Origin of the sequence: Paenibacillus sp. M-152 (assembly GCF_003856555.1) — a bacterium.
Taxonomy (GTDB): Bacteria; Bacillota; Bacilli; order Paenibacillales; family Paenibacillaceae; genus Paenibacillus; species Paenibacillus polymyxa_C.
Genome location: NZ_CP034141.1, coordinates 597,795 through 614,199 on the forward strand (window position 1 = coordinate 597,795; position 16,405 = coordinate 614,199).

At 46.8% G+C, this 16,405-nt stretch carries 14 protein-coding genes; 12 read left to right on the forward strand and 2 right to left on the reverse strand.

The features are described 5' to 3' along the window. Positions 1 to 170: 170 nt before the first annotated feature. The 5 genes from EGM68_RS02670 to manZ all read left to right on the forward strand — a co-directional run bounded on the left by EGM68_RS02670 (position 171) and on the right by manZ (position 5,729). Positions 171 to 2,963: a sigma-54-dependent transcriptional regulator gene (locus EGM68_RS02670; protein WP_013369098.1), complete on the forward strand. Its 2,793-nt coding sequence runs from the start codon at positions 171 to 173 to the stop codon at positions 2,961 to 2,963. A gap of 199 nt (positions 2,964 to 3,162) precedes the next feature. Next, positions 3,163 to 3,582, forward strand: coding sequence for a PTS sugar transporter subunit IIA (locus EGM68_RS02675; RefSeq protein ID WP_013369099.1), 420 nt, complete (start codon positions 3,163 to 3,165; stop codon positions 3,580 to 3,582). Positions 3,583 to 3,584: 2 nt separating this feature from the next. Next, positions 3,585 to 4,073 carry a mannose/fructose/sorbose PTS transporter subunit IIB gene (locus EGM68_RS02680; protein ID WP_013369100.1) on the forward strand — a complete coding sequence of 163 codons (489 nt, stop codon included), beginning with the start codon at positions 3,585 to 3,587 and terminating at the stop codon, positions 4,071 to 4,073. 31 nt (positions 4,074 to 4,104) lie between these two features. Continuing rightward, positions 4,105 to 4,875, forward strand: a complete 771-nt coding sequence (locus EGM68_RS02685) for a PTS mannose/fructose/sorbose transporter subunit IIC (RefSeq protein WP_013369101.1) — start codon at positions 4,105 to 4,107, stop codon at positions 4,873 to 4,875. Positions 4,876 to 4,886: 11 nt separating this feature from the next. Continuing rightward, a complete protein-coding gene (manZ, locus tag EGM68_RS02690; RefSeq protein ID WP_269203258.1) occupies positions 4,887 to 5,729 on the forward strand; it encodes a PTS mannose transporter subunit IID in 843 nt (280 codons plus the stop codon). Positions 5,730 to 6,459: 730 nt separating this feature from the next. On the opposite strand, the gene EGM68_RS02695 is transcribed toward manZ, so the two are convergent. Continuing rightward, complete coding sequence (locus tag EGM68_RS02695; RefSeq protein WP_013369103.1) at positions 6,460 to 8,262, reverse strand: alpha-glycosidase; 1,803 nt, start codon at positions 8,260 to 8,262, stop codon at positions 6,460 to 6,462. 150 nt (positions 8,263 to 8,412) lie between these two features. On the opposite strand from EGM68_RS02695, the gene EGM68_RS02700 reads away from it, so the two are divergent. From EGM68_RS02700 to EGM68_RS02720, 5 genes are read left to right on the forward strand one after another with little or no spacing between them, the layout of a single operon-like run. Further along, a complete protein-coding gene (locus EGM68_RS02700; protein WP_013369104.1) occupies positions 8,413 to 9,087 on the forward strand; it encodes a response regulator transcription factor in 675 nt (224 codons plus the stop codon). After that, complete coding sequence (locus tag EGM68_RS02705) at positions 9,087 to 10,517, forward strand: HAMP domain-containing sensor histidine kinase (protein ID WP_013369105.1); 1,431 nt, start codon at positions 9,087 to 9,089, stop codon at positions 10,515 to 10,517. Before EGM68_RS02700 ends, EGM68_RS02705 begins: the two co-directional genes overlap by 1 nt. 59 nt (positions 10,518 to 10,576) lie before the next feature. Further along, the gene (locus EGM68_RS02710) at positions 10,577 to 11,494 is read left to right on the forward strand and encodes an ABC transporter ATP-binding protein (protein WP_013369106.1); all 918 of its coding nucleotides are present in this window, start codon (positions 10,577 to 10,579) and stop codon (positions 11,492 to 11,494) included. Then, positions 11,491 to 12,207 (forward strand): ABC transporter permease, encoded by a 717-nt coding sequence (locus EGM68_RS02715; protein ID WP_013369107.1) that lies wholly within the window; start codon positions 11,491 to 11,493, stop codon positions 12,205 to 12,207. The genes EGM68_RS02710 and EGM68_RS02715 overlap by 4 nt, the downstream gene beginning before the upstream one ends. Continuing rightward, entirely contained in the window at positions 12,207 to 12,935 is a 729-nt protein-coding gene (locus EGM68_RS02720) for an ABC transporter permease (protein WP_013369108.1), read from the forward strand. Before EGM68_RS02715 ends, EGM68_RS02720 begins: the two co-directional genes overlap by 1 nt. 104 nt (positions 12,936 to 13,039) lie before the next feature. On the opposite strand, the gene EGM68_RS02725 is transcribed toward EGM68_RS02720, so the two are convergent. Continuing rightward, positions 13,040 to 13,996 (reverse strand): L-lactate dehydrogenase, encoded by a 957-nt coding sequence (locus EGM68_RS02725; protein ID WP_013369109.1) that lies wholly within the window; start codon positions 13,994 to 13,996, stop codon positions 13,040 to 13,042. Positions 13,997 to 14,534: 538 nt separating this feature from the next. Between EGM68_RS02725 and EGM68_RS02730 the strand changes: the two genes are divergently transcribed. Together EGM68_RS02730 and EGM68_RS02735 are read left to right on the forward strand one after the other, a co-directional pair. After that, on the forward strand, positions 14,535 to 15,350 hold the full coding sequence (locus EGM68_RS02730; RefSeq protein ID WP_013369110.1) for a MerR family transcriptional regulator: 816 nt from the start codon (positions 14,535 to 14,537) through the stop codon (positions 15,348 to 15,350). A gap of 145 nt (positions 15,351 to 15,495) precedes the next feature. Continuing rightward, on the forward strand, positions 15,496 to 16,323 hold the full coding sequence (locus tag EGM68_RS02735) for a serine/threonine protein kinase (protein WP_129548609.1): 828 nt from the start codon (positions 15,496 to 15,498) through the stop codon (positions 16,321 to 16,323). Positions 16,324 to 16,405: the final 82 nt, after the last annotated feature.

Here is a 16,405-nt window from a genome sequence, read left to right on the forward strand (position 1 = left end):
CTTTGATCTTGGAAAAGAAGTGAATGGAATAGGCTGAATTTGAGTTTTGGATAGATTCAATAAAAAGGGTATCAGATTAATGATTAACTTGTCAGTTTATTTTCTTGTAGAGGATTATTTCTTTTTTTATATACTAATTAAATAAGAACTAGTCAGCATGGGGGAATACCGTGAAACGAATTGATGAGATCTTAGAGTATATTGCCAATGGGACAAAGAAACTGTCGGTAGAGGCCTTGCAGGACGGCAGTGGAATTACGGCAGCGGAAATAGCCGATCAACACAATATGTTAAGGAATAATGTAAGCAAGGAGCTTAATAGCCTACTACGCGCCGACTTGATTATTAAAATCAAGGGGAGACCCGTCAAGTTTTTGCACAAGCAGGTGATCGAGGAGACCTTTCGGGTTCAGCTTAAAGAGAAACAAATCCAAGTCAACAGCATTCATGAAATATTGCTGCCTGGAGAGCAAGTGGATCCGTTTCACGCCTTAATCGGTTTCATGGGGAGTATGAGAAACCAGGTTGAGCAGGGAAAAGCGGCAATATTATACCCGCCGAAGGGCTTACATACGCTGATTGTGGGGCAGACTGGCGTTGGGAAAACAATGTTCGCTAGATTGATGTATAATTATGGTAAATATATGAAGCGCTTTTCAGAGCAAGCACCGTTTATCGTATTTAACTGCGCCGATTATTACAATAACCCTCAACTGCTACTTTCCCATATTTTTGGTCATGTAAAAGGAGCATTTACCGGGGCTGATCGGGAGAAAGAGGGGCTGGTTGAGAAAGCGGATGGGGGCATCCTGTTTTTAGATGAGATTCATCGGCTGCCCCCAGAAGGCCAAGAAATGATATTTTATTTCATGGACACGAACAGTTACAACAAATTGGGCGAGTCGGAGCGTAAGCGGGAAGCGAATGTGCTGCTCATCGGCGCTACGACCGAAGATCCCGGTTCTTCTATGTTGAAAACCTTTATCAGACGGATACCGATTACGATCAACATTCCTTCCTTGCAAGAGCGGACCGTTGAGGAGCGGTTTTTGATCCTGAAGCATCTCTTTGCAAACGAAGCCCATCGTGTGAACAAGCCCATTAGGGTTGAATTGGAAACTGTAAAAGCGCTGATTGGCAGCGTAACCTATGGCAATATCGGTCAGTTGAAATCGAACATTCAGCTTGTGTGTGCCAAAGGATTTTTGAACAGCATACATGAAAATAAGGAAGAGATTGAACTTGATTTTAAAATTTTGCCCGGAAATATCAAGGAAGGTCTATTTAATATGGGGAAGAACCGCAAGGAGATTGCCGAAATGGAGATGGTCAACTCCTCGCTGTATATTACTCCTGAAGGCAGCAAAGGAATGGATGAAGCAGACGCTTCTGAACTGCCGTTCAACCTGTACAAATTGATTGAAGACAAGATAGGGATGCTCAAAGAAGAAGGACTCGATGACAGTTTTATCAATAAGTTTATAACTACAGATGTCAATATTCACATCAAAAGTTTCTATAACCGATTTTATAACATTAAAGGGGGACGGGAACGGATTCTTAAGATCGTAGGCAGAAATATTCTGGAGTTCGCTGAACAGGTGCAAGAGATGGCTCAAAAAGAATTGAATAGAAATTACAGTGACAGGTTTGTTTATGCCTTCAGTCTTCATTTGAGTGCCTTCTTAAAGCGAATCCGGGAGAAAAAATATGTCAGTAAACAAATCTATGATCCGATGAATGATCAGGATGAAGAATACAGACTGGCACTTATTATCAAGGATTTGATCGAGTCCAAGTTTGAAGTCAACGTACCCGATGCCGAGACTACCTATGTGGCGATTCTTCTGAAATCGGTAGAAGAGGAGCACCAGGGAAATGTGGGAATCATTGTAGCTGCACATGGCAACAGTACGGCAAGCAGTGTCGTTAGCGTTGTCGACAGCCTGCTGGGAAGCTCAAATATTTGCGCAGTAGACATGCCTTTGGATGTTAGTCCTAGAGAAATCCTGGAAGTTATTGTGGATAAAGTGAAGGACATTGACAATGGCAGAGGCGTATTGCTGCTGGTTGATATGGGCTCCTTGCTCAATCTTGAAGCAACCATTATGGAACGTGTCGGGATTAAGGTGAAGACTATCGATATGGTTTCAACCCCGCTTGTGTTGGAGGCTGTGCGAAAGGCCAGTATTTTTGATATGAATATAGAGGAAATTTATCAATCTTTGAAGGATTTTCGTGGATATAACACTGGAAATGCTGGAGTGAAAGCGGAAAAGACCAGTAATAAGGTAATCGTGACGGTCTGTTCCTCCGGCAAAGGTGCCGCCGCCAAGCTAAAGGAGTTTGTAGAGAAGGTTGTTTATGACTTAACCGAAGAGAAAATAGTTGTTGTACCGGCAAAGGTCAGGGAATTGGATAAAGTGGTGAAGGATTTACGGGCCAAGCATACGCTTCTTGCGGTGATTGGGGTTAAGCGGCCAAGCGAGCTCAATGTACCGTTTATCCCTTTGGAAAAACTGATCGAGGCAAGCGGTGAACAGGCATTAAGAGAATTGTTGCTCAACAATCAGTTGCCTGTTATGCATGAACACGGAAGCGTGGTCGTAAGAGATCTATGTGAGGATACGCTAAAGGAGTTTATGACTTATTTGAATCCTCACAAAATTTTGGGGATTTTGATGAAATTTATCGAGCAGCTGGAACAGGAACTGGAGGCTGATTTCCATTATGCAAAGAAGGTTCAGCTTGCTGTTCATACGGCTCATGCGCTGGAACGAATGGTCATTGGAGAAGGGCTAGTGTATCAAGAGGATGTATCCTTGCTTGACCAACGATTAATCGATGTGGTGAACCGTTCCTGCAATATATTTGCCTCCAGTATTAACATTAAGCTGACTAATGATGAAAAATATTATATTTGCGAAATCCTAAGCGAAGTATATAACTGTATCCCCAAGTAGTGGCGCAAGTGTATAAAACGATGCTGGATGTGTATTAATCATGCGGATAAGGATAATAAGTAGTTGGTGAGAAAAGGCCAAATTCCCGGAGCAGCCGAGGGTTTGGTCTTTTTTTTGATAGTTAATCGCATCATACAGAATCTTGGCATGAGACTTGCATATAAGTATAGGCGAAGGATGCAAGGAGGGGGTGAAACAAATGATAGGTGTTATTGTTGGCACTCATGGAAAATTTTCCGAAGAGATCCTAAGATCCACGGAAATGATTTTCGGCCATCTGGAAAATGTGGTGGGTGTAACGTTTGAACCAGGTGAAAGTGTTAACGGACTTGTTGAGAAGTACAAAGCGGCCTTGGAAACAATTGATTGGACGGACGGATTGATTTTTCTCGTCGATTTGTTTGGTGGCAGTCCCTATAATGCGGCCAGTAGGATTGTGGCCAGGTATGAAAAAATGGACATTGTAACAGGGGTAAACCTGCCAATGATCGTAGACCTGCTGACCAATAGAGGGCTGGAGAACGTGGAGAATCTGAGTGATCTGGCCATCCGTGCGGGTCAGGATTCAATGAAGTCTTTTCGTGTCATCCGGGACATACAAACAGAGGAGGAATTATAGGTATGGAAATATCATTTGTTCGTATTGATGACCGTCTAATTCATGGTCAGGTGGCTACTGTGTGGGTGAAGGAAACGAAGTGTAACAAAATTATCGCCGTCAGCAATGAGGTCGCTGCGGATACGCTGCGCAAAACCTTATTGTTACAAGTGGCGCCGCCGGGGATTAAAGCTTATGTTGTCACGATTGCGAAAGCGATTGAAGCTTATAACAATCCTAAATATAACGATTTCAAGACCTTGTTCCTGTTTACCAATCCCACGGATGTACTGCGGGTTGTAGAAGGTGGGGTACCGTTTACATCGGTAAATGTAGGTGGAATGTGCTTCAAAGAAGGCAAAACACAAATTACCGGAGCAGTGTCCGTAGACAAGCAGGATGTAGAGGCATTTTATAAATTGCACGAAAAGGGGATAGAACTGGAGATTAGAAAAGTGGCCAGTGATCCTAAAATTAATTTGATTAACAAGCTCCAAAATGTCCAGTTTTAACAACACGTACGCATAAGAGAGGGGGTCAAACATGAGTGTTTTTGAAATCGTAATGGTCACGCTGGTTGCAGCCATTTGCGGAATGGGCAGTGTTTTGGATGAAGGACAGACTCATCGTCCTATAGTTGCGTGTACACTGATCGGTCTGGTCCTGGGAGATCTCAAAACCGGTATTATTCTAGGCGGTACGCTGGAATTGTTGGCTTTGGGCTGGATGAATGTCGGAGCGTCCATGGCTCCGGATGCGGCTTTGGCCAGTGTAGTCTCAACCATATTGGTTATTGTCGGGCACCAATCGATCGGTGCGGGAATTGCCGTTGCGATTCCGATTGCGGCTGGCGGACAAGTGTTAACTATCTTTGTTAGAACGATTACCGTGTTCTTTCAGCATCTGGCAGATAAATATGCCGAATCTTCAAATTTCAAAGGAATTGAATTATGTCACTTCATAGCCCTCCTTCTTCAGGGATTACGTGTCGCTTTGCCTGCCGTATTGGTGGCTATTGCAGCCGAAACCGGTCTAGTTACGACTTTGCTGGATGCCATCCCGGAGGTCATTACAAAAGGGCTGCAAATTGCAGGAGGATTCATCGTCGTTGTAGGATATGCCATGGTTATTAACATGATGGCAGCCAAATATCTGATGCCTTTCTTTTTCTTGGGCTTTGTCATCGCGGCATTTACAAGCATCAATCTGGTTGGCTTTGGAATCATGGGAGCGGTTCTGGCTCTGCTGTATATCCAGCTCAATCCCAAATATAGCCAGCGCAAAGATCAAGTGGGTGAAATTGAAGAGCTCTAAAGAAATTCTTAATGAAAGAGTGGGGTACTATGGAAGAAAAAAAGTTGACCAAAAGCGATTTAAACAAAATGTTTTTCCGTTCATGGTTCCTGCTGGGCTCGTTTAATTTTGAGCGTATGCAGTCGATTGGTTTTTGTGTCACCTTGATTCCGGCAATCAAGCGGCTATACAGCAAGAAGGAAGACCAAAAAGAAGCACTAAAGCGGCATTTGGAGTTTTTTAATACTCAACCGTTTATCTCTGCACCGATTATGGGGGTAACGGCCGCTATGGAGGAGCAGAAAGCCAATGGACAGCCGATTGATAATGCTACCATAAGTGGCGTGAAAGTTGGCTTAATGGGACCTTTGGCTGGAGTAGGGGACCCTATTTTCTGGGGAACATTACGCCCCGTTCTGGCTGCATTAGGAGCTTCCATTGCGTTGTCCGGAAGCGTTATCGGGCCTGTCCTATTTTTCTTGCTCTTTAATGTTATTCGCCTGGCTACCAAGTGGTACGGACTGAAATACGGCTACCAAAAAGGGACGGAGATTGTGTCCGACATGTCCGGAAACCGGCTGCAAAAGCTTACGGAATCGGCCTCCATCCTGGGACTATTTGTTATGGGCGCACTCGTATCTAAATGGACTACTCTGAATATACCACTCGAAGTATCCCGATATACCCGTTCGGATGGAGTAGAGGTTGTTACGACGATACAGATGATTCTGGATCAATTGATACCTGGACTGTTACCTCTTTTGCTGACTTTTTTATGCATGAGACTGCTCAAAAAGAAAGTGAATGCTATAGCTCTGATTTTTGCTTTATTCGCAATAGGAATTATTGGATACGCTCTTGGTGTATTGGCTTAAGCCAATTTGTAAAGTGATCCGGTCAAGCAATCGTCGCTGACCGGCAACCTGCCGCTTAACTTGTAAACGCTTTAAATTTTACTGATTAAAATGTTCAATCATCTACAAGCGAATCTGCAAGCGCTCAACGATAGTCATGAAAGGCTACTGGCTTGTTGAAAACTGACATAAGCAATGATTCTCTATCATTAATCACTACAGGCTCAATGATGGTTTTAAAGCCACATTGAGCCTGTAAAAGCAGGTTCCGCTCTTTTGCTGTTAGTATGTTTGTTGTAATTTTTTGGATGAGCTTGCCAGATCGGGTACTAACAGCCTCTTTTCTCTATGATCTGATATTCGCCGAGACCTGTTTTCTTCAGTGGCATATGCATATAGCATATCTCTTCACAGTTAGGTCATATTGAGAGGTTTATGAAGCCACGAAGACTTAAGGAGGCCATGGCATTGGGAAAAAGGAGACGAACTGGCTTTAAGGGCAAAAGAATTAGGGTGGACGTTAGACAATCTTCTTCAGCTCAAACAGGACAAGGCGGTAACCCCATTTCTATCAATGCGTCGGACGTTGGGGTAGTAAGAACAGATGTCCAAAATAAATAATCAGCTTGTACAAAAAGCTATATCCTCAACGTAAAAAAATCGCCGGGAATAAGTTGGATAACTTGTTCCCGGCGATCTTGCTTTTTTTACAGTCGGCAGGTATTTTCATCAGCATCCGCGTCTACATAGCCTATGCCTTGCTTTGCATCTTGTCGTCAACTTCTTTTGCAGAGTTGACTGATCGCACAGGCGTTGCCTTCAGCACAGCATATCCGTAAGGCAAAAGCTCGGCATGCAGCCCCTTTGCTCCCACGGACCACCGGCTTTCGCCAAAGACTAACTGCCATTCCTGCTCTGGAATGGACAATTCAAAAGTGTGATCCTCATCGGAACGGTTGAGCAGCACAAGCAACACTTCTTCGTCGCTGCGCCGCTCGTAGGCGAGTGAGGCGCCCTCCGGTTGTGCCTCCAGGAAAGTGATGCTTCCTTGATCACGAAGGACAGGGTGCGCCTTGCGAAGAGCGATCAGCTCACGATAAAAGTTGAACAGCTCGTGGTCCTGCTTGTCGGTATCCCACTCCATGCACTGGCGGCAGCCTGGATCGGCATCTCCATCCAGGCCGATCTCATCGCCGTAAAAAATGCAGGGTGCGCCCATATACGTGAACTGGAACAAAGCAGCCAGCCGCATCAGTCGTTTGTCGCCCCCGCACAGCGTCAGTAGGCGTGGTGTATCATGGCTATCCAGCAGATTAAAGGCAACCTCGGATGCCTGCTGCGGATAGCGGGCAAGCTGGCGTCCAATGGCGAAGGCGAAGCTCTGGGCATCGGTCACTTTTTTGACGAAAAAATCATTCACCGCATAGGTGAATGGATAATTCATCGTCGCATCGAATTGATCGCCCTGAAGCCATTCTGATGATTCGTTCCACATTTCGCCCAAAATGTACGCCTCCGGATTAGCCTGCTTGACCGTCGTACGGAATTCACGCCAAAAGGCGTGATCTACCTCGTCTGCCACATCCAGTCGCCAGCCGTCGATACCGACCTCTTCAATCCAATGCTTTGCCACATTCAGCAGGTACTCTTTTACCTCAGGATGTTCCGTGTTCAGCTTGGGCATCATCGGTTCAAGCCCGAATGTATCGTAGGTCGGGGTGCCATCGACCACTTCCAGCGGAAAGCTATGAACATGGAACCAGTCCTTGTAAGGTGAGGCTTCGCCTTTTTTCAGTACATCCACGAACGGTTTAAAGGTACGTCCTGAATGGTTGAACACCGCATCAAGCAGTACCCGGATTCCCCGATCGTGGCAGGCCTCCACCAGCTTTTTTAATATCTTTTTGTCCCCGAAGTGCGGGTCTACCTCCATATAATCCTCAGTATCATATTTATGATTGGTCGTCGCCTTGAAGACAGGAGTCATATATATGGCGTTGATTCCCAGCTCGTTTAGATGATCTAGATGATCGAGAATCCCTTGTAAATCGCCACCGAAAAAATTATCTCTTTGCGGTGTGCCACCCCAGTCCTCAGCACCTTCCGGGCTAATGGAGGGGTCACCATTGGCAAAGCGTTCTGGGAAAATCTGATAAAATACTGCATCCTTCACCCATGCGGGTGGCTTCAAAATATCAATCGGATTTAGAAACGGGTATTGGAACAGACTGTCTGCATTTTGAGGTTCCTCGGTCGTGAAATCATCCTCGTTCATCCAAATTCGTTCCTCGTCATCTTCCAGCAAAAATCCATATTTCAGCCGACGGTGAGTAGGCTTTACAGTACATTCGTAGTAATCGAACCTGCCATCGGTGGCAAATTTGGACATCGAAATAAGCTGCCGAGTACGATCCCAGTCGTACTTATCTACGGTAAGAACGTGAACAGAATTCAGGTCATTTTTCTTTGCACGAAGCCGTAAAATTATCGTTTCATCATCATAACCAAAAGCCCAATTACGTTTCGGGTGGTGGTATATCGCTTCCAGCAGCATCTGATAGGCCTCCTTGTTCACCTGCATTCAAATTTGAAATTGTGAAGCGTATGTCGTATAAGGTAGTTATTAACCTTTTTAAGTGGGTTATGTACCATAAATGCTATAATGCCCATTACATAAAAGAAAAACGATAAGTAGGTGTCTATTATGAAAACAAATGTGCTATACATCGAAGATGACCAAGATATTGGTGCTTGGACGCATCAGTATTTGGAAGAGCGAAAATACGCTGTAACCTGGCTTCGCAGCGGGGATGGGGCTGTGGAGGCAGCTCGTACGTGCCAGCTCGTGATTCTGGATGTGATGTTACCCGGTCTGGATGGGTTCACCATTGGGAAGCGGCTCAAGAAAGAGTACCCGGAGCTTCCCATTCTCATGTTGTCTGCCCGTACATCCATTGACGATAAGCTGCAAGGATTGGATTTTGCTGATGATTATGTGACAAAGCCCTTTCACCCCGATGAACTCATAGCACGTATGGAAATTTTGCTGCGGCGATCAGGAAGCGTATCCGAAGAATCTCTACAACTGGGGCATCTGTCTGTGTTTCCTCCAGATAATCGTATTGTAAATCGTGATACCGGGGAGGAAATTACGCTGACAGGCAAGCAATATCATATTTTTGCTTATTTGCTGCGGCATTTGGGCCAGATTATGACGAAGGAACAAATGTATGAGGCGGTGTGGGGAGATCCGTATATCGACGGAGACAAAACCTTGATGGTCCACATCCGGCACTTGCGGGAAAAGCTGGAGATTGATCCTGCCACACCCCGTATCATTGAGACGATCCGTGGTGTAGGTTATCGGGTGAAGGCATAATGAACGGTATGCGTAAAAGGTGGACAGGATTACATCTCAACTCCCGTCCAGGTCAGGGAGGGCGGTTTCGTAATTCATTGTTGTTCCGCTATCTGGTCATTATTGTGTTTGCTATGGTGCTGTTGCCCATTGTATTGCCTGTTACAACCTTAATATATAGCATACTGTTGAATTTGCAGACGGATATCAAGCCTACGAATCCTTACTATCCCTCTACGACCCATACTGAAAATAGCTGGCACCGAGAAGCTATAGCTTTGAAGGGGGCTAATCCAGAGCAAGTCTCAGCCCATCTGCGTAAAATACAGCAAAATATGTTCCCGGATTCACAAATATTTTGGGTCGATACCGCAGGGTTAACCAGATTAGAGCTGCCAACCCAACCTAACATTCCAAAACAATGGAGCGCGGCACAGGCTATAGCTTTTATGAAGCAAGCCAGCTATGATGGGCCGTTTACAGTCGTGGCCTTTATCGGCGGGGGCAAGGATGATGTGAATCAGGGCTATATGGTATTAAAGGTGCCCCGTTCGTTTTTTGAACAGTCGTCTACTGATAATGGCATGTTGATGTACTATCTCCTTTTTATTCTATTGGTTCTGGGAGCTTTTATATTCGTATCTCTTCTGTTTTTTGGAGGCATTCGGCGGAGGTTGTTGCAGCTTCAGGCTGCCATGTCGCAGCGAGGAGAGGATGGGTTGCCCATCCTCGTTGCCACCGGTCGACCGGATGAAATCGGCAAACTGGAGGAGGCTTTTAATCGGATGGTCGAACAGTTGGCAGAGAGCCGAGGACGTGAGCGTCAGGAGGAGGAGCTACGGAAGAGGCTGGTCGCTGATCTGTCACACGATATTCGAACACCGCTTACGGTTGTGCGCAGTCATCTGTATACACTGGATGCAGAAAACCTGAGCAGCAGAGGGAAGCAGTCGATTACACTAATGGAAAATAAGTTAAAAGACCTTGGAAGTCTGATCGACAACTTGCTGACCTATAATCTCCTATCTAGTGGCAAATACACCATGAATAACGAACCGCGTGATATTTTGCGGCTGGTGCGCGAGTGTGCGGCCAGCTGGTATCCGGTGTGGGAAAAGGAAGGCTTTGAAGTGGATATCGACCTGCCCGAGCATAGTATGGTGTGGAATGTCGATGAGCAGGGCTTCCGCCGTCTGCTGGATAATCTTTTTCAAAATGTAGTTCGTCATGCTGCCTCAGGCCGGTATATTGGTATTCAAGTTCAGAAGGTTAACGGGAGAGAGGCATTGGTCATTGCAGATAAAGGCCCGGGAATGGAACGGCAATCCAGTGAAAAAGGAGCTGGAATTGGCCTGGCGATCACAGAACTATTGGCTCGCGAAATGAATTTGGAGAGGGAGATTTGCAGTTCATCGGCCGGGACACGAATCTGTTTTTTAAACAAAACTTAAACTCAGTGTTCCCTTGGCTTTAAACTTGGCGCGTTACGATAGGTGTCGAGGTGAGGAACTTGAACGAATCAATCATTGAAACGAACAGTCTCAGCAAAATATACAAAGGCCGCGCCGCGGTTAATCAGCTGGACCTGAAAATAGCGCGGGGAGATATTTACGGATTTCTCGGACCCAATGGAGCAGGGAAAACGACAACGATCCGCATGCTACTTGGGCTTATTCGCCCAACTCGAGGAACGATCCGTATATTCGGCAAAGATATTCGCAGACATAGACTCGATATTTTGCGTAAAGTCGGTTCATTGGTAGAGTATCCTTCGTATTATGGTCATTTGAACGCCGTCGAAAATCTGGAGGCTATTCGTCGTATTTTGAATGTGCCGAAAGAGAACATTGCGGAAGTATTGGAGGTCGTTCGGCTGACCAAGCACGCTAAACGCCCGGTTAAAGGTTACTCGCTGGGCATGAAGCAGAGACTTGGTATCGCAGCAGCCCTGCTCGGCAATCCCGAAGTGCTTATTCTGGACGAGCCAACGAATGGCTTGGACCCCGAGGGCATTCAGGAAATGCGCGAATTGATCCAGGCGATGCCCAAGCAGCGGGGGATCACTGTATTGGTATCCAGCCATTTGCTGAGTGAGGTAGAGCATATGGCGAATACCGTCGGCATTATCCGTGAAGGACAACTGGTCTTCCAAAATACGATTCACAATCTTCGTCAGGAGTCCGCAGGGGGGATTCGGATCGTAGTATCGGAGCCGGAAGCAGCCCAATTGATTGCACGTGAACAGGGCTACCATTCAGTGAAGGACGGGTCAGCGCTGGATTTTGACAACATGAATGATGCGGCTGTTGCGCTGCTAGTTAGAAGATTAGTTGAAAACACACATGCCGTATATCGTGTGGAGGAACGCCGCAAATCGCTGGAGGATATGTTCATGCAGGTGGTGGGCAAAGGAGGGGGCTCCCTATGATGCTGCGAGCGCTGACAGCAGATCTGCTCAAAGCACGCAGAAAGGGAATCTGGTTCCTGGTCTTCCTCGGTCCTCTTGGGCTGGTGGCGATGCAGGGACTGAACTTTGGGCTCCGCTATGACTATCTGATTCCGCGATATAAGGGCCGCTTATGGGAAAGCTTGATGGATAACATCGCACTGTTTGTTCCCCTTGCACTTGTGTTAGGAGCTACGATGGTCGCTTCCATGTTGGCGAATGTGGAGCATACCTCTAACTCCTGGAAGCAGCTGTTGGCTTTGCCTATTTCCAAATTTAGTGTTTATATGGCAAAGCTAACCCTGGCCATTGGAATGCTGTGCGTGTCCTGCCTACTCTTGACGGTAGGGACTTGGACCTTGGGGATGCTTCTTGGCTTTGGGGGAGAGCCAGCACCGATAGGGGAGCTACTGCGGCTCGGGTTCTGGCCCTTAGGCGGCACGCTGCCTATACTCGTATTGTTGTTGTGGCTAACGGTCACGTTCCATAATCAAGCTCTGCCTGTAACACTGGGCATTACGTTAGGCATTGGCAGCTTATTCGCTTCCCAACTGTCCGAATGGTTTCCGCTGGCTTGGCCGCAATTCGCATGGGTTGCGCCACAAGCGTGGGTATTCGCGTCTATCGGATGCGCAACAGGTATAATTCTCAGCCTGCTGACCGCAGCTCATTTTAGCCGAAAGGATGTGGCGTAATGTTCGGAGGATACGTACGGTTACTTTCTGTCGAACGCCTGAAAATGGCGAAATCGCCCGTCTGGCTGCTTGCGCTCGTCAGCCCGGCGATTGCCGTCCTAGTTGGTTTACTGGCGAATCCGGGAGGAAACTGGCTGTTGCTGTTGGCTGCCATGCTTACAATACATGCAATGCTGTTCCTGCCGATGCTGACCGCCGTGTTTGGGTCTCTAGTCTGCCGTTTCGAGCATGGGGGCGGCGGCTGGAAGCAGCTGATGTCATTGCCGTTGTCCCGCACGGGTCTGTACGCAGCCAAGCTGACCATCATTATGGCTATGGTCGGACTGACTCAGCTGCTGTTCGGAGGAGCGCTGCTGGGTGTTGGAGCTGTGCAGGGGATGAACGGGCCGATTCCTTGGACCGTGATCGCCCAAAGCCTGCTTGCAGGCTGGGTTGCTTGTCTGCCGTTGGCCGCCCTGCAACTGATGGTGTCCTTTTTGTGGTCTAGCTTTGCTGCACCGCTTGCTTTGAATTTCGTCTTCACCGTGCCCAATATGCTGATCGCCAACTCTCAGACCTATGCTCCGTATTATCCGTGGGTACAACCTTTATTGGCGATGATGCCGAGTGGGGGAGACGACTTTGGGGCGTTCATGGTGCCAACGGATACACTCTTGATGGTGGTACTGGGTAGCTTTGTCCTGTTTGCGTTGGCTGGCCTGACGATATTTCGTTATAAAGAGATATAAGACGAAATATAGGAACTGTAAAAGCTCCTTGCCCTAAATGAGGGCAAGGAGCTTTTTTACTGTACCCAGGTTCGTGTTCTGAATAAGGTACTGGCTCTATGGGGTTACACTAAGTCTGAAATGGCGCGAATATTTTCGCTGATCAGGCGGCAAGAGGCGTCGAACTTGGCTTGTTCTTCTGGATTTAGCTCAAGTTCGATAATCTCCTGAATTCCTCTACTGCCGATGATTGCCGGAACGCCCGTGCAGACATCAGTGTGTCCGTACTCGTCGTCCAATACGGCAGAGATCGCTATAATTTTACCATCGTCATTCAAAATGGAACGGGTAATGTACGCCAGCGCATTGGCAATACCAAAATAAGTGGCACCTTTGCGGGTGAAAATCTCCCAACCGGCATCCCTTGTTTTACGGGCGATGTCATCCAGATCAACGTGTCTGAATCGTTCCTTATGCTGACGCAAAATGTGCAAGAGCGGCTTGCCGCCAATCGTGACGTGTGACCAGGCCACGAATTGGGATTCGCCATGCTCGCCCAAGGCATACCCCTGCACACTGCGTGGATCTATAGAAAATACCTCAGAAAGCAACGTCTTGAGTCGGGATGAGTCAATAGAGGTGCCTGTGCCGATCACCTTATTACGCGGCAGACCGGATATACTCTGCACCAGATAAGTAACAATGTCGACAGGATTAGCGGCAATAACGAAAATACCGTCGAAACCGCCCTCCATAATAGCTGTCACAATCTCTCTGGTGATATGCACGGCATCGTCCAATACAGACAAGCGGTCTTGGCCGGGCTTAGGGTTGGATCCAGCTGTTATAATCACAACATCCATATCCGTGCAGTCTGCATATGTGCCTGCACGGACCTTGGTGCGTGTAGACGTAAAATCCATACAATGGGACAGATCCAGTGCATGGGCTAAAGCTCGGTCATACGTGCGGTCAATCATCATGATTTCATCACAAATGGACTGATTGACCATTGAGTAGGCACAGCTCGAACCGACCATTCCCGCGCCGACAATCGCTACTTTCCTTGCCTTCCCCTTCATTTATGTTTCCTCCTCGTTCCAGCGAACGTTAATATGCTACAAATTATGCCTGAAATCCATTTTACGTTACATAACATAACATATTGCTGATCTTTTGAAAATATCCATTTTTTTGCCCTCATTCCGATAAATTAAAAACGAAAGGTGAGTAGGGAGAGCTATATAGGAATAATTAAAGAATAAGCGAGGATTATCAATATTCTTTTAGGGGAGGGCAGGATAGAATATATCCATTTATTTATAAATGGTTTTCGTATAAATCATAACATGGACCATATTCATGGAAGAAATGTTGCCATAACATTATTGGAAGTGTGACATTTATGTGACGCTTCATAAAGAACCTTAAGAGTATATAGTGAAGGGGCATTCTCAGCGATGTCGCTTCTTGTATTTTTATAATGTATTCGTTTATGACAAAGGTTCTTAGTAGTCTGCATTATTAGAACATTTTTGCCAAAGGATTTCCAATGGTTTCCGCGAATTCTACATATACAAGCTTATTTCTTTCCATACCATCCGGGGAGGTAATGATTAAATGGAAGAAAGCAAGTCGACGACGGAAGCAGCAAAGCAACTGGGAATTGGGGCGAGTACCCTTCGTAAATATGCAGCGGCGCTGGAAGAACAGGGATACGTGTTTCAGCGTTCCGCTAATCAGTCGAGAATGTTCAGTGCTGGGGATGTTGATTGTTTGAAGGTGATGCGGAGGGCGTTGCGTGAGCAGCATATGACGATGGAGCAATCCGTTCAGGTGGTACTTGAGCGAATAACCGCTCCCTTCCAACTGGAGGATGAAGAATTCCGCTTGCCACCTATCTCGGATGCTGAGTCACTGACCGCAACCTGGCAAGAAATAATGGCGGCGGCTGAAAACAGAGAAGAGACAGTCGTGCAGGAGCAAGCTGCTGCTACGGTTGAGCTGACAGAGTTAGAGGATGAAATGAGCGTTCAGGAATTGTCGGAGGAACCCATGCAACCGCAGGAGCAACTTCAGACTTTGACATCAGCCATTGAATATAGATTGGAGCAAGCACCTGTATCCGTACAAACACAGGAGTCTGTAGAGCCGCAAGAGCTGGCGCAGATGCAGGATATGGTGCAAACCGCTTTGTCGGAAATGCGGAGCCGTTTGGAGGAGCTGGAAGCAGAGCACAGCCGTTTGGTGGAGAAGAATGTTAGCTTATCTAACCAACTGGAGGATCATAAACGTTGGATGAAAGAAAGGGTCGAGGAAGAACGGGATCGGCAGTTAATCACTAATTTACGTACCTACCAGGGCCGGCAACGCAAAACGCGCAGTTCGCTGTTGTCCTGGCTCGGTCTGACACCGCGTAGCCGTAGAGAGGCATAACGAACATTATCTTGCCTAATAAGACCATCAGACCTAATCGGTTCTGATGGTCTTTTGGCGTGGATGATATAATAACGGAATACAAGAATACGAGGATAAGTCGCATAGGAAACGTGGTGCGGCATGTATAAGAAAGGATCTAAGTATGTTTGCTTGGTTGCGGAATATTTATGAATCATGGATGGATTATCCCAAACAGCCTGGTGATTTGCTCAGCGGACGTTATTGTGTTCGTTCGCTTTTAGGCATGGGTAGCTATGGTTTAACCTACCTCTGTCTGGATCGGCACAGCGGGCAGGAGGTGGCGGTCAAACTGCCCAGACCGAGCAAACGAGCGCAGGCAGTTCAGCTATTGCAGCGCGAGGCTCACATTATGCGACAGATGGAGCATCCTTATATTCCGAAGCTGCTTGAGAATGACATACATTCGGACGAAATGTATATGGTCATGGAATACGTCTCCGGTATGACCTTGGAGGAGCTTATCTTTGAGCAGGGGCGTTCCTTTACGGAACAAGAATGTATCGTCTACATTTTAGAGTTAATGGAGCGAGTTTTGCATGTGCATGAACGGGGATATATCCATCGTGATATCCGCATCCCTAACGTAATTCACCGCGAAGGGAAGCCGTGCCTAATCGACTTTGGGCTTGCTCTGGCCGTGGGAGAACGACAGGAGGATGTATTCACCGAAGCCATGCTGGAAAAGCGCGCACCTGAGCGACAAGATGTCGCTTTTTACAGCGATTTGTACGATATCGGGCATTTCATGCTCTTTATGCTGTATAGCAGTTATGAGCCTCAGCCGGATCAACCGCCTGGAAGCTGGCAGGAAGAATTAGTATTAAGTCAACCAGTGCGTCATATATTGGAGCGGCTTTTTCAAATTCGCCCACGTTATGAAAACAGTCGACAGTTTATGCAGGAGCTGGAGGAGGCGTTGTTGCTGCTAGAGGTTAATCCAGAATGGTAGCTGAAAATAAACAGGCATTCGCCGCAAAAATGGGGGAATGCCCCCCTTACGCATTAGGCCAGGTCTACATACAATGATCCTG